We start from the raw sequence: 12,420 nt of genomic DNA, 5'->3' as shown, positions 1-12,420 counted from the left end.
ATTCAGGACCGCCGGGTCGTCGCGCGCAGCCCGTGGTACCAGCCGAGCACCCGCCGCTCGACCACCTGGAAGACCACCGACAGCGCGAAGCCGAGCAGGCCCAGCAGCAGGATCCCGGTCCACATGTCGGGGATCGCGAACTCACGCTGGAACTGCACGATGGTGAAACCGAGCCCGTTGCTGGCCGCGAACATCTCGCTGATGACCATCAGGACGATCCCGATCGACAGCGCCTGCCGCAGGCCCGCGAAGATCTGCGGACTCGCCGAACGCAGTACCAGCGTACGCAGCCGGGCCGCGCCCGTGATGCCGTAGGAGCGGGCCGTCTCCGCCATCACCGGGTCGACCGCCCGGACGCCCTCGACCGTGTTGAGCAGGATCGGCCAGACGCAGCCGCTGGCGATCACCGCGATCTTCATGCCGTCGCCGATGCCCGCGAACAGCATGATGACCGGGACCAGGACGGGCGGCGGCACCGCCCGCAGGAACTCGAGCACCGGTTCGCACACCGCCCGCACCCGCCGGTGGGAGCCGATGACCGTGCCCAGGGCCACGCCCGCCACGGCCGCCGCCGCGTATCCGGCGAGCAGCCGCAGCACACTGCGCAGCAGGTCGTCGCGGAGTCGCCGGCCGGTCCACACGTCCGGGAAGGTCTTCAGGATGGTATGCAGCGGCGGCCAGTACACGTTGGTGCTGCCGTCGGAGGCCAGCCACCACAGTGCGACCAGGACGGCGGGCAGGACGAGGACGTACCCGGCTTTCAGCAGGACGTTCCTCACACCGCCACCTCCCCGCGCACCGACTGGTGCCAGGCCAGCGCCCGCCGCTCCACCGACCGGGCGCCCACGTTGACGACCAGCCCCAGCAGACCGGTCACCACGATCAGGGCGTACATGTCCGGCACCGCCTGCGAGGCCTGCGCCACCGCGATCCGCTGCCCCAGCCCCGGTGCCCCGATGACCAGTTCGGCGGTGACGGTGAGGATCAACGCGACCGCGGCGGCCAGCCGGACGCCGGTCATCACGTACGGCAGTGCGGTCGGCCAGAGCACATGGCGGACCCGGGCCCAGGTGCCGAGGCCGTACGACCGTGCCGTCTCCTCGGCGACCGGGTCGACGTCCTGGACGCCGTACACCACCTGGATCAGCACCTGCCAGAAGGAGGCGTAGACGACGAGGAGGAGGACCGAGCGGAGTCCGGTGCCGTAGAGGAGGACCGCGAGCGGGATCAGGGCGACCGAGGGGATCGGGCGGAGGAACTCGACCGTGGAGGCGGTGGCCTGGCGCAGGTGCGGGACGATCGAGACGGCGACCCCGGCCACGATGCCGGCGACGGCCGCGACGGCCAGGCCCACCGCCCAGCCGGTGAGGGTGTCGCCGAGTGCCGACCAGAAGGCGCCGTCGGCGAGTTCGGCGCCGAGGGCGCGGGCGATCCTGCTGGTCGGCGGGAAGTAGTCCGCCTTGACCAGGCCGAGCCGCGGCACCGCCTCGCCGAGGGCGAGGAAGGCCGTGAGTCCGGCCGCACCGAGTGCGGTGTCCAGTCCCTTCACGTCTTTCACGGCAGCAGCTTGTCCAGGTCGGGCGCCGTCTTGAAGAGGCCGTCCTGTTCGCTGAGCTTCTCCAGCGTCCCGATCGAGGAACGGTTCGGTTCGGCAGGCCACTTGGGGAGGGTCACCTGGGCCAGGACGTCCGCCGGGGTCTTGGTGTACGTGGTGACGATCTGCCGGACCTGGTCCGGATGCGCGTCGGCGTAGGACAGCGACTCCGCGACGGCCTCCTGGAACCTCTTCACGACGGCCGGGTTCTTCTGCGCGTACGACGTCGACGTGAAGTACATGGCCACGGTGAGGTTCCGCGCCACGTCGACCAGGGGTGCGGCGATCTCGGTGGCACCCTGGAGCTTCATCGTGGCAAGGGCCGGTTCGACGGCCATCGCCGCGTCGATCTGGCCCTTGTCGAGCGCGGCCGGCATCTGGTCGAAGGCCAGCTCGACGAAGCTCACCTTGTCCGGGTCGCCGCCCGCCTTGCGCACGGACTCGCGTACGGCGGTCTCGTTGATGTTCTTCAGCGTGTTGACGGCGACCTTCTTGCCCGCCAGCTGCCTCGCCGACGTGATGCCGCTGCCCTTCTTCACGACCAGCCCGCCGAAGTCCCTGCCCGCCACGCCCGTTGACGCCACGCCGTTGGCGATCGCCTTGACCGGTACGCCGTTGGACTGCGCGATCATCAGCGAGGTCACGTTGGAGAAGCCGAACTGGAACTGACCGCTCGTCACACCCGGCACGATGGCCGCGCCGCCCTGGGCGAGCGTCGTCGACAGCTTCAGGCCGCGCTTGCCGAAGAAGCCCTCCTTCTGGCCGAGATAGAGGGGGGCCACGTCGACGATGGGGATGATCCCCACCTTGACGGTGGTGGTGCCGCCCGACGAGGGGGAGGTGGACGACGAGCCCCCGGAGGAGCCGCAGGCCGCCGTGGCGAGCAGAAAGGTGCCGGTCGCGAGACCGGCGAGCAGACGACGCATGGCTCCTCCTGTGCAGACAACGGTGTTCCGACAGGCTGTGCGCAGTGCGCACGGTGGTGCTCGATCGGGGGTGCTCAGCGGGACGGTAGAACCGGCTGGAGGACCCGGTCAATGGGCTTGGCTGACAAAATTGTTGACAGTTATCGAACCGCGCTCTCACCGTGGTCCGGGTGTCGGCCATGCCGGACCGGGGAGGCGACGATGCCTGTGAACGCCCGCGCACCGCATTTCGTGAGGTCCTTCGAGCGCGGCCTGGTCGTCATCCGCGCCTTCGACGCCGAGCATCCGGCGCGCACGCTCAGCGAGGTGGCCCGCGCCTGCGACCTGACCCGCGCCGCCGCCCGCCGCCTGCTGCTCACCCTCGCCGACCTGGGATACGTGCGCGCGGACGGCCGCCTGTTCCGCCTCACCCCGCGCGTCCTGGAACTCGGCCACGCCTATCTCTCCGGGCTCGACCTGCCCCGCCTCGCCGTCCCGTATCTGGAGCAACTCGTGGCGCTGGCAGGGGAGTCGGCGGCGCTGTTCGTCCTGGACTCGGACGTGGCCGTGTGTGTCGCCCAGGTTCCGGCCCGGCGGGTCATGGCGGCGGCCGTCACGGTGGGGGCGCGCTTCCCGGCGCGCGGAACGGCGGTGGGCCGCGTGCTGCTGTCCCTCCGGACGGAAGCCGAACGCGCCGAGGCGTACGTGCTGCTCGACGGCGACCCGGAGGACGGCGTGACGACACTGGCCGCCCCGGTCCGGGACCGGAGCGGCCGAGCGGTGGCCGGGGTGAGCCTGGCGATGCACTCCGGCCGGACGTCCGCCGTGGCGGCCCGCCGCGATCTGCTGCCGCACCTGCTGACGGCGGTGGTGCGGATCGAGGCGGACCTGCGGATCACAGATCCAGTACCAGACGCGCCCCCCGGCAGCGCGACACACAGATGAGCATGGTCTCCCCGGCCGCCCGCTCCGCCTCGGTGAGCACCGAGTCCCGGTGGTCGGGGTCGCCTTCGAGGACATCCGTCTCGCACGTCCCACAGGTGCCCTCGGTGCAGGAGTAGAGCACCTCGACGCCCGCGGCCCGGACGGCGTCGAGCACGGAGACGCCGGGCACGACGGTGAGCGTACGACCGCTCCGCGCGAGCACGACCTCGAACTCCCGCTCCTCGCCGCCCTGCCGGGCCTTCGGCTGGAACCGCTCGACCCGCAGCACCCCGGCCGGGCAGCTCTCCTCCACCGCGTCCAGCAACGCCCCCGGACCACAGCAGTACACGAGCGTGCCGTCCGGGACGTCGTCGAGTACGGCGGCCAGGTCCAGCAGGCCGGTCTCGTCCTGCGGGGCGACGCTGACCCGGTCGTCCCCGTACCGCGCCAGCTCGCCCGTGAACGCCATGGACCGCCGGGTCCGGCCGCCGTACAGCAGCGTCCACTCGGCGCCCGCGGCCTCGGCGGCGGCGAGCATCGGCAGGATCGGGGTGATGCCGATGCCGCCCGCGACGAACCGGTAGCGCGGTGCGGATTCGAGCCGGAAGTGGTTGCGCGGTCCGCGCACCCGCACCTTGTCACCGACGCCCAACTGGTCGTGGACGTAGGCGGATCCGCCGCGCCCGTCCGGCTCCCTGAGCACCGCGATCCGCCAGCCGGAGCGGTCTCCGGGATCACCGCAGAGCGAGAACTGCCGCTCCAGTTCCGGTCCGAGCACGACGTCGACGTGCGCGCCGGGATCCCAGCCGGGCAGTTCCTCGCCCAGCGGATGCCGCAGGGTCAGGGCGACGACTCCCTCGGCCGCCGACACGCGCTCCGCGACGACGAGTTCGGCTTCGTACAGGCTCATGGGGTGCGCTCCGGGGGCTGGTGGCCTTCGGGGTGCCCGAGCATCCACTCCCACATCCCGACCGGGTCCTGGGCGGTGTGCTCGGCACCGCAGTGACAGGTGCCGTGCAGCACGTCGGTGCCCGGCAGCCAGTCGATGCGGTAGATCTCGCCGGTCTCGCGGGTCCTGCCGGTGTCGCCGGTCTCGCGGGTCCTGCCGGTCGACGTGGTCACAGGACCTTCTCCACGGGCTTGTCGCCCTCCTCGACCAGCCGGGCGAGGATACGGCGGGCGGCGAGCCCGCCGGTGTCGATGTTGATGCTCAGCTCCTGGTAACCGGCCCGCTCCGAACCCAGCGTCCGCTGGAGGAGGTTGAGGGCGTCCACGTCCTGCATCACCACCGTGTGGTTGTTGCCGCGCAGGAACTCGGTGACCTCGGCGTCGTCGGTCGCCCAGTCCCGGGAGACCATCCAGAAGTCGTACACCTTGCCGTCCGCGGACGGGGTGATCGCGTAGGTGATCTCGGTGTGGAAGCCGTTCGGGTCGCTGCCGTCGGCCTCGGGCAGCACACCGACCGGCGCGATCCGGCTGTGCAGCAGGTACAGGCACGGCGCGTGGTACTCGATGTCCTGCCAGCGCGTGATCCGGCCGTCGATCCCGGTCGAACGGGCGTAGAACGGCGGGCACTCGGCGTCGTCCATGTGCCGGCTGACCCGCACGATCCCGGCGCCCTCGTCGACCTCGGTGGTGATGGGCGTCTCGGCGACCTCGGGGGTGCCTATGTAGCCGCCGTGCAGGTAGGTCTCGTGGGAGAGGTCGAGGAGGTTGTCGACGAGGAGGCCGTAGTCGGCGTCGATGGGCTCCATGCCGCGCACGGTCACCCAGCCGGGGGAGTCGAGGTGGCGGGCGCGCGGGATGGTGTCCGGGTCGGCGAGCGCCGGGTCGCCGACCCACACCCACACCAGCGAGTCCTGCTCGGCCACCGGGTAGGAGGCGACCCGGGCGGTGCGCGGGATGCGCTTCTGCCCCGGCACGTACACGCAGGCGCCGGTCCGGTCGTAGGTGAACCCGTGGTACCCGCACACGATCCGGTCGCCGTCCAGTCCGCTCTCCGACAACGGGTAACGGCGGTGCACACAGCGGTCGCTGAGGGCCACGGGCGAGCCGTCCTCCTCCGCCCGGTAGAACACGAGCGGTTCCCCGAGGATCGTCCGCCCGAGCAACTCGCGCCCGACCTCGTGACTGTAGGCGGCGACGTACCACTGGTTCCTGGCAAAAGCGGTGATGTGCGGCATGAGAGGGGTCCCGTCATCCTCGACGTCGTGTCGGGAACACCATGACGATGTCGCCTCCACCCCGGCAATAGGACTTCCGTCGGACGGAAACTCCCTGGTCAGCCGTTTGCTGCCTGCCACGTGGTATTCAGTTCGCTTCACCTCTCCGGTCGGAACCGGGAGAGGTGCACTTTCTGGTCCTCCACTCGCGGGGTCGAATCGGGGTCGAATCGAGCACTTCGACCGTTCCAGGGTCGATGGTCGATACGCCCTGTTGCCGCGATGGTCAGCCTCGCTTCTTCGCTGAGCCTTTCACATCAAGGCCACCGCGAGGCGGCTCCTGGCCGAGCACGGAGTTCCCTCAGCGCTGTCCTACCTCGCTGAAGACCCCGACCAAGCCGTGAAGATCGCCGACCGGCTGGGCTACCCCGTCGTCATCAAGCCTCGGGGCCACGCGGGAAGTACAGGCGTCGTACATACCGGGCCCCGAAATCAGCGTCGAGGCCGTCGTCCTCGACAACCCCGAACACGTCCGGATCGCCGCCGTCACCCGCAAGTCCCTGGGCCCCGAACCACAGTTCCAGGAAACAGCACACAGCGTCGACGGAGCCGACCCCCTGCTCACCGACCCCGTCCTCGCCTTCGTCGTCACCGCCGCCGTACGCGCTCTGGGAGTCACCCGGGCCGTCCTGCACATCGAACTCCGGCTCAGCCCCGGCGGCCCTCGCATCATCGAGGTCAACGGACGCCCCGCCGGCGACCTCATCCCTCTCCTCGTCGAAGAGGCCACCGGCATCAACCTCCCCAAGGCCCTCGCCACCCTCGCCGCAGGCGGCACACCCGATCTGACCCCCAGCCGCGCTGACGCTGCCGCGATCGAGTTCCTCTGCCCCGAACACACCGGCCGCATCGAACACCTCGCCCTGCGCGGAACCCTGCGCCAACGGGTCTGGCTGGAACGGTTCGTGTGGACTCGCGCTACCGGCACCCACGTCTCCGCACCGCCCCGCGCCAGCATCGGTGATCGCATCGCGCATTGGATCGTCACCGGCCCCACCGCCGAAGCCTGCACCCGCCGCCGGGCCCTGGTCACCGATCACCTCTCGGTACACATCTCCTGCCCCGCCCACACCACGACCTGCACCACGTGACATCCTCTTCTGCCATCCCGGACAGCGGGCCTGCCATGACGGGGACCCCCGCTGCCGCCGTCATCGCCCCCCAGACCGGCTCCCGGCACGTCCACGCCCTCCACGAACGCGACCACACCGCCATCGCAGTCATCCCGGTCACCGCCACAACGCCGTCCTCCTACCGCGGCGTTGCGGCCGGCGACGGCTACGCCCACGTCATCACGTACGACGGCGCCCTGCGCCGCACACTCAAGAGACTCAGGGCGGCCGAAGTAGGGACAGTCCTGGCGGCCACAGCAGCGACCAGTTCGCCCAGGCCTGGCCACGGATCCAAGACGCCGCACACCTTCACACCGGCACGACAGTCCTCGTCATACACATCCTGGTATGAAAAACAAACCGAAGCGGGATTCCTTGGCAGTCGCGCTCGACGCGGGGTGACGGCCCAAAGCCCTGCCGCCCGCCGTGGGCCGGAAGCGCATCCGTGCGCTGTCCGGGGGATGTAACCGTGGGGCGTCCGCAGTTCATCGCAGCCTGGCCATACGCCTGACGAAGAGCGGTCATAAGCCCCGCCTTTGGGCGTTGCACACGTGCTGACCTGCGCACGGGCGGCGCTGCGCCCGCCGCGGGGGCCAGGAGTTCACGGGCGGGTCCCGCAGCTTATAGGGGGCCTCGGATCCTCCTATGGCCGAGACGGAATCACCGGAAAGGCCGGGCGCTTCCCACTCCCGTCACCTCACGGACGAGGAGACGGGACAACGGACGTGGCACACCCGTACGTCCGATTTGCCCTTAAAATCCGATGCGTAAGGATGGCCCTCATGGGTTCTCTTGATCTGGCCGGACGCGTGGCCCTCGTGACCGGAGCGACCAGCGGTATCGGCGCTGCCACCGCGGCGCTACTCGCCGAGCGAGGCGCTCACGTGCTGGTCGCGGGACGTGATGTGTCCCGCGGCGAGGGCATGGTCGCCGCCATCCGCGAGCGGGGCGGCAAGGTCGACTTCGTCGCGGCCGATCTGCGCGAGGCGGAGTCGGTACGGCGCCTGGCGCGGGAAGCCGCCCGCCTGGGCGGCGGCGGGGTGGACATCCTTGTCAACAACGCCGGTGTCTTCCCGTTCGGTCCGACGGAGCAGGCGTCGCCCAGCGACGTGGACGCCGTCTACGACCTGAACGTGAAGGCGCCGTTCTACCTGGTGGCGGAGCTTGCACCGGCGATGGCCGAGCGCGGCCGCGGCGCGATCGTGAACGTCAGCACCATGGTCGCCGAGTACGGCGTCGCGGGGATGGCGCTGTACGGCTCCAGCAAGGCGGCGCTGAACCTGCTGACCAAGGCCTGGGCAGCCGAGTTCGGCCCACGCGGCGTGCGGGTCAACGCCGTGGAGCCCGGCCCGACCCGCACGGAGGGTACTGCCGGCATGGGTGACGGTCTCGACACCCTCGCCGCCCAGGCGCCCGCAGGGCGGCCTGCCGCACCGGAGGAGATCGCCGAGGCGATCGCGTACCTGGCCAGCGACGCGGCGGGCTTCGTCCACGGAGCGGTCCTGCCCGTCGACGGCGGCCGTACGGCCGTCTGACGCGCACCGACCGCCCCACGGGGGTGCCGGCCTCTACTGGCCGGCGCCCCCGTGGCGCACATCGTGCTCAGCTCGGGACTCAGTCGCCCGCGGACCGGTCGAGCGCGGCGACGAACCGGCCGAGGTCACGGCGGCGCGAGTCGGCCGGCCACACCGCCCAGGTGCGCCGCACCAGAGGATGCCCGACCAGCGGCGACCAGGTCACGCGGTCGGGCAGCGGCTGCTGCCAACCGGGCGGAGCCAGCGCGAAGGCCCGTCCGGACGTAACCGCTGCCAGCTTCACGTCGGCGATCAGCGCCTGTCCTTCAGGGACGTCCGGGCCGAGGTCGAGGCCGTGGCCGCGCAGGATCGCGGTGAGCTCGTCGTACCAGACGGGGCTGCCGGAGCGCGGGAATCCGACCCACTGCAGTCCGACGAGCGCGTCGAGCGCGATGCCGTCGGGTCCGGCGAGTTCGTCGGCCCGCTCCGCGGCCAGCAATACCCCCAGCCTCTCCCGCACCGCGAGCAGCGCGTCGAATTCCGGACCCGAGGGCCGCTCCCGCAGAAGGCCGACATCGAGCTCACCGGATCGCAGTGCCGCCAGCTGCTCCGCCGTGGACAGATGCCGGGCCTGCACCCGCGTGTCCGGATGCGCCTCGGCCAGCTCGGCCAGGGCCGGATCGAGCAGCCCGGAGGGCAGCTCCAGCGGGATCCCGATCCGCAGCGCCCCGCCACCCGGGCCGGTGTACCGGGCCATCGCCTGCAGGGCCTGATCATGCCGGGCCAGCACCGCACGCGCCTCCCCCAGCAGGGCCGTCCCCGCCTCGGTGGCCCGCACCCCGGCGCTGCCGCGCACCAACAGCTTCACCCCCAGCTGCCGCTCAAGTCCGCCGACCGTCTGAGACAGGGCCGGCTGACTCACGTGCAGCCGCCGCGCCGCCGCCGACAACCCGCCCTCCTCCACCACCGCCACGAACGCGCGCAACTCCCGCAACTCCATTCCCCCATGCCGCCACGCCGTCTGCGGTATGTCACACCCCGCAAGCTCGGCGGGTTCATCGCCGGGCACCACAGTTGGCGTTCGATCCACCTTTGTGGATCTACGGCTTTTTCGCGTTCGTTTCTTCGCTCACGCCTTCGGCTGGACAGCCGTCCTCACGTTCCCTGCCTGTCGGGTCGCGGTGCGGCTACCCGCTCGATCAGCGGAGCCCGCAGAGACCCAGGTGGCAGAACCCGAACGCGAGCCGTAACACGCGATCCCCATACTGCCCCTCGTCCAGTTCACGCCGACGCCGGTCCTGCCGTCAGGAAGGAAGAGTCGTGAGGTCGCGCAGCAGCAGTCGCAGAGCCGTGTCCGGCGCACGCCGGACGAGCGCGCGTACGAGGGACCAGGTCACCCGCTCCCGGCCGGGTCCGAAGACCACCTGGGCGCCGAGGTAGGTCCGGCGGTCGGGCCAGGGCAGCGGTCCCACGGCGCACTGCAGGACGAGTCGTTCGACGGTCTCCGGATGGCGTGCGGCCATCGCGACCGCGGTGGCGCCTCCGCCGGAGACGCCGACCACCGCCGTGACCCGCGTGATACCGAGACGCCCGCACAGCGCCGCCGCGACGTCGGCGAAGCCGGCCGCCGACCGGCCGGTGGAGAGGGGGTGCGGCGGGAGTCCCCGCGCGACGGCTGGCCCGAGTGCCGTAGCCGCGTGACGCTTCCCCAACGGGGCACAGAACGAATGTCAGGAGCCGACCGTGCGGGCACGAGACCTGGCAGTGGAGTACGAGACCGTCGACACCGACGCCATGGCGGCGGCACGGCTGAGGGCCCAACACAGGTTGCCCGCTCTGCTGGTGCTCGACGAGAAGGGTGCGCCGAAGGCGATCCTGCCGGCATCTCAGATGATCAAGGTCGTCGTGCCGGCCTACGTGATCGACGATCCGACGCCGGCAGCGGTCGTCGACGAACGCCACGCCGACAAGTTGTGCAAGGCTCTGGTGGGCAGCACGGTCCGCGACTGCCTGTCCAAGAGCCTCCCCGCGCCTCCGGTGGCCGAGCCGGACGCGACCGCGCTGGAGGTCGCCGCGCTGATGGCGCAGGTCCGCAGCCCTCTGGTGGCGGTGGTGGACAAGGACACCTGTGGACCGTCGGCCGCCCAGTGTGGAAGCGGTCCACCTGACCACCTGACCCGGGCACGCCCGAGACGCGGCCGCGGGGGCGTCTGCCGGGACGGCTCCCGAAGTTGCCGCGCCACCCGGCGGGATGACGAGGGCCCCTGCGCGCCGACCTGGACGCCCTGCGCGCCGCCCCCGAGGGGCCGGCAGCGACCCGGCTCTTCCGCGAAGCCGGCGGCGGACCCGCTCTCGCGCTGTTCGACGTCAGGGCCCACCGCATCACACCGGCCGGACCGAGCCGGTCAGCGAGCCGCTGACGCACGGCGTACGAGGCCGACTGCCGGTCCGATCGCGAGCAGTACGGCGAGTGCCGCGTACCCGTGGGTGAGGGTGGTGAGTGTGGCGACCGCCGCGACGAGCAACGGGCCGCCCGCGTCGCCGAGTTCGCGGCCCAGCTCGGCGGCGCCCATCGTCTGGCCGAGCCGTCCGGCGGGGGTGGAGGCGGCGAGCGCGGCGAAGCCGAGCGGGGTGATCAGGCCGGTGCCGACGCCGATCAGGGCCGCGCCGGACAGCACGCCGGGCAGGCCCGGCAGCATCGCACAGCCCAGGCCGGCGGCGGTGAGCAGCAGGCCCGCGGTGATGCATCCGTGCGTGGTAAGGCGCCCGGCGTCCAGGGCACGCCCGGCGCGTGGCTGTACGACGGCGGCGCAGGCCGCCAGCACCGACACCGCGGCGCCGGTGGCGACCGTGCCCAGCCCCGGCCGCCCGGCCCGAGACGGGCAGAAAGCCCACGCCGACCGAGAGAGCTGCGGTCGCCGCGGCCAGCGCCGCGGTCGGACGAAGGAAGGCGGGGTGGGCCAGCCGCCGGGCCAGGTCGAGGACCGTCTGCCGGACCTTGGGCAGCGGCGGTACGACGGGTACGGCGAGGACGGCCCAGCCGGCAACCGCCACGCCGAGCACCGCCAGCACGGTGAACAGCAGCCGCAGGCCCCCGGCCCACACCACCACTCCGCCGAGGAGCGGGCCGAGGGTGTAACCGATGGATTTGTAGAAGCCGTAGGACCCGAAGGCCCGGCCGTGTTTGGCGGCCGGGTTGAGGCGGGCGACCAGCGCGGAGGCGGACGGGGAGAAGGCGGAGGCCGCGGCGCCCTGGCCGAGGCGGGCGGCCCACAGCCAGCCGGGGCTGTCCGCCAGCGCGTACACGGCGGAGGCGGCGGCGAAGGCGACGAGCCCGCCCAGCAGCACCGGGCGGGCGCCGATGCGGTCGGCGAGCGTGCCGAAGACCGGCTTGAGCAGCACCTCGGCGCCGTCGTACAGGGCGAGGAGACCACCGAGCACCATCAGTGACGTGACCGCGTCGTCGGAGAAACCGCCGAGGTTGGCGGCGATGCCGTGGGCGCCGAAGGCTGTGGTGAACCCGGCGGCCTACAGCGGCCACATCTGCCGGGCGGGCGCGACCTGGACCGGTATGACCCGGCTCATCCGCTCTGCCCCGGTGTCTCGTGGAGCGCGGCGAAGACACGCTCGGCGTAGTCCTCGCAGGCGACCGTGCACTGCCTCAGTCGTTCGCCTGCCTCGGCCGCCTCCGGGGTGCCGAACACGTCCCGAGCGGTCAGGTCGCGATGCCAGCGCCGCAGCCGCTCCAGTGACTGTTCCTCTTCTTCCAGTTCGGCCAGGGTGAACTTGGCGATGCGGATCTCCTTGGCCAGCTCGTCCTCGAACTTGCCGCAGTCGGCCAGGAACTCCGCCCAGTCCTCCTTGCGGGCTGCGGTGAACAACGCCTGGAGGTGCGCGGAGTCGGCGGGCGTACGGCCCGCCGCGTCGAGCGTCACGACCTCCCCGTCAGCCCGTCCGGCCAGTTCCGCCGCACGTGCCAGGCCGTCGGCGAACACCGGCACATCGGGGACGGCCCAGACGCCCTGGCCCAGGGAGAGCGCGCCGATCCGGCGCAACTCGCGCCAGACGGCGACCCGGTGACGGGAAGGACCGGCGGGCAACCGCACCAGCAGTACCACCCACCGCGCAGCACCATTCGTAGTCACATTT

General features: G+C 71.6%; 12 protein-coding genes and 3 pseudogenes. 5 read left to right on the top strand and 10 right to left on the bottom strand.

The genetic code is table 11. The annotated features are described in order from the left end of the window. Nucleotides 1-2 precede the first annotated feature (2 nt). From AB0P24_RS24180 to AB0P24_RS24170, 3 genes are read right to left on the bottom strand one after another with little or no spacing between them, the layout of a single operon-like run. The gene (locus AB0P24_RS24180) at nt 3-779 is read right to left on the bottom strand and encodes an ABC transporter permease subunit (protein ID WP_365797263.1); all 777 of its coding nucleotides are present in this window, start codon (nt 777-779) and stop codon (nt 3-5) included. Then, entirely contained in the window at nt 776-1,549 is a 774-nt protein-coding gene (locus AB0P24_RS24175; RefSeq protein WP_365797323.1) for an ABC transporter permease, read from the bottom strand. Before AB0P24_RS24175 ends, AB0P24_RS24180 begins: the two co-directional genes overlap by 4 nt. Nucleotides 1,550-1,554: 5 nt before the next feature. Next, nucleotides 1,555-2,520, bottom strand: coding sequence for an ABC transporter substrate-binding protein (locus AB0P24_RS24170; RefSeq protein WP_365797261.1), 966 nt, complete (start codon nt 2,518-2,520; stop codon nt 1,555-1,557). A gap of 201 nt (nt 2,521-2,721) precedes the next feature. Here AB0P24_RS24170 and AB0P24_RS24165 point away from each other — a divergent pair, with 201 nt between their 5' ends. After that, nucleotides 2,722-3,444, top strand: coding sequence for a helix-turn-helix domain-containing protein (locus tag AB0P24_RS24165; protein WP_365797259.1), 723 nt, complete (start codon nt 2,722-2,724; stop codon nt 3,442-3,444). On the opposite strand, the gene AB0P24_RS24160 is transcribed toward AB0P24_RS24165, so the two are convergent. Genes AB0P24_RS24160 through AB0P24_RS24150 form a run of 3 tightly spaced genes read right to left on the bottom strand, consistent with a single transcriptional unit; the run spans nt 3,395 to nt 5,606 of the window. After that, complete coding sequence (locus tag AB0P24_RS24160) at nt 3,395-4,333, bottom strand: PDR/VanB family oxidoreductase (RefSeq protein ID WP_365797257.1); 939 nt, start codon at nt 4,331-4,333, stop codon at nt 3,395-3,397. The two genes, AB0P24_RS24165 and AB0P24_RS24160, sit on opposite strands and share 50 nt — an antisense overlap. After that, nucleotides 4,330-4,545, bottom strand: coding sequence for a hypothetical protein (locus tag AB0P24_RS24155; protein ID WP_365797255.1), 216 nt, complete (start codon nt 4,543-4,545; stop codon nt 4,330-4,332). The genes AB0P24_RS24160 and AB0P24_RS24155 overlap by 4 nt, the downstream gene beginning before the upstream one ends. Beyond that, nucleotides 4,542-5,606, bottom strand: a complete 1,065-nt coding sequence (locus tag AB0P24_RS24150) for an aromatic ring-hydroxylating dioxygenase subunit alpha (RefSeq protein WP_365797253.1) — start codon at nt 5,604-5,606, stop codon at nt 4,542-4,544. The genes AB0P24_RS24155 and AB0P24_RS24150 overlap by 4 nt, the downstream gene beginning before the upstream one ends. Before the next feature lie 295 nt (nt 5,607-5,901). Here AB0P24_RS24150 and AB0P24_RS24145 point away from each other — a divergent pair. From AB0P24_RS24145 to AB0P24_RS24135, 3 genes and pseudogenes are all read left to right on the top strand, one after another. Further along, a pseudogene (locus tag AB0P24_RS24145) lies at nt 5,902-5,994 on the top strand (hypothetical protein); the annotation flags it as partial. Nucleotides 5,995-6,061: 67 nt separating this feature from the next. Next, a complete protein-coding gene (locus AB0P24_RS24140; protein WP_365797321.1) occupies nt 6,062-6,736 on the top strand; it encodes a hypothetical protein in 675 nt (224 codons plus the stop codon). A gap of 803 nt (nt 6,737-7,539) precedes the next feature. Further along, complete coding sequence (locus tag AB0P24_RS24135) at nt 7,540-8,292, top strand: SDR family NAD(P)-dependent oxidoreductase (RefSeq protein ID WP_365797251.1); 753 nt, start codon at nt 7,540-7,542, stop codon at nt 8,290-8,292. Nucleotides 8,293-8,371: 79 nt separating this feature from the next. Here the strand turns inward: AB0P24_RS24135 and AB0P24_RS24130 are convergent, their stop codons facing one another. Then, entirely contained in the window at nt 8,372-9,271 is a 900-nt protein-coding gene (locus tag AB0P24_RS24130) for a LysR substrate-binding domain-containing protein (protein WP_365797250.1), read from the bottom strand. Nucleotides 9,272-9,575: 304 nt separating this feature from the next. Next, nucleotides 9,576-9,983 (bottom strand): alpha/beta fold hydrolase, encoded by a 408-nt coding sequence (locus AB0P24_RS24125; protein WP_365797248.1) that lies wholly within the window; start codon nt 9,981-9,983, stop codon nt 9,576-9,578. Between the two features lie 31 nt (nt 9,984-10,014). Here AB0P24_RS24125 and AB0P24_RS24120 point away from each other — a divergent pair. Next, a pseudogene (locus tag AB0P24_RS24120) lies at nt 10,015-10,395 on the top strand (hypothetical protein); the annotation flags it as partial. Between the two features lie 281 nt (nt 10,396-10,676). Here the strand turns inward: AB0P24_RS24120 and AB0P24_RS24115 are convergent. Together AB0P24_RS24115 and AB0P24_RS24110 are read right to left on the bottom strand one after the other, a co-directional pair. Next, a pseudogene (locus AB0P24_RS24115) lies at nt 10,677-11,763 on the bottom strand (MFS transporter). 89 nt (nt 11,764-11,852) lie between these two features. Continuing rightward, nucleotides 11,853-12,416 carry a Chromate resistance protein ChrB gene (locus AB0P24_RS24110; protein WP_365797246.1) on the bottom strand — a complete coding sequence of 188 codons (564 nt, stop codon included), beginning with the start codon at nt 12,414-12,416 and terminating at the stop codon, nt 11,853-11,855. Nucleotides 12,417-12,420: the final 4 nt, after the last annotated feature.

Origin of the sequence: Streptomyces sp. NPDC086519 (assembly GCF_040686075.1) — a bacterium.
Taxonomy (GTDB): domain Bacteria; phylum Actinomycetota; class Actinomycetes; order Streptomycetales; family Streptomycetaceae; genus Streptomyces; species Streptomyces shenzhenensis.
Note: the sequence above shows the minus strand (reverse complement) of the source record. Positions and strands in the feature narration are given on the sequence as shown.

Bases quoted from the DNA above. Each gene is read 5' to 3' on its own strand.
- AB0P24_RS24170 (WP_365797261.1), bottom strand. From the start codon at position 2,520: ATGCGTCGTCTGCTCGCCGGTCTCGCGACCGGCACCTTTCTGCTCGCC.
- AB0P24_RS24165 (WP_365797259.1), top strand. From the start codon at position 2,722: ATGCCTGTGAACGCCCGCGCACCGCATTTCGTGAGGTCCTTCGAGCGC.
- AB0P24_RS24160 (WP_365797257.1), bottom strand. From the start codon at position 4,333: ATGAGCCTGTACGAAGCCGAACTCGTCGTCGCGGAGCGCGTGTCGGCG.
- AB0P24_RS24150 (WP_365797253.1), bottom strand. From the start codon at position 5,606: ATGCCGCACATCACCGCTTTTGCCAGGAACCAGTGGTACGTCGCCGCC.
- AB0P24_RS24135 (WP_365797251.1), top strand. From the start codon at position 7,540: ATGGGTTCTCTTGATCTGGCCGGACGCGTGGCCCTCGTGACCGGAGCG.
- AB0P24_RS24130 (WP_365797250.1), bottom strand. From the start codon at position 9,271: ATGGAGTTGCGGGAGTTGCGCGCGTTCGTGGCGGTGGTGGAGGAGGGC.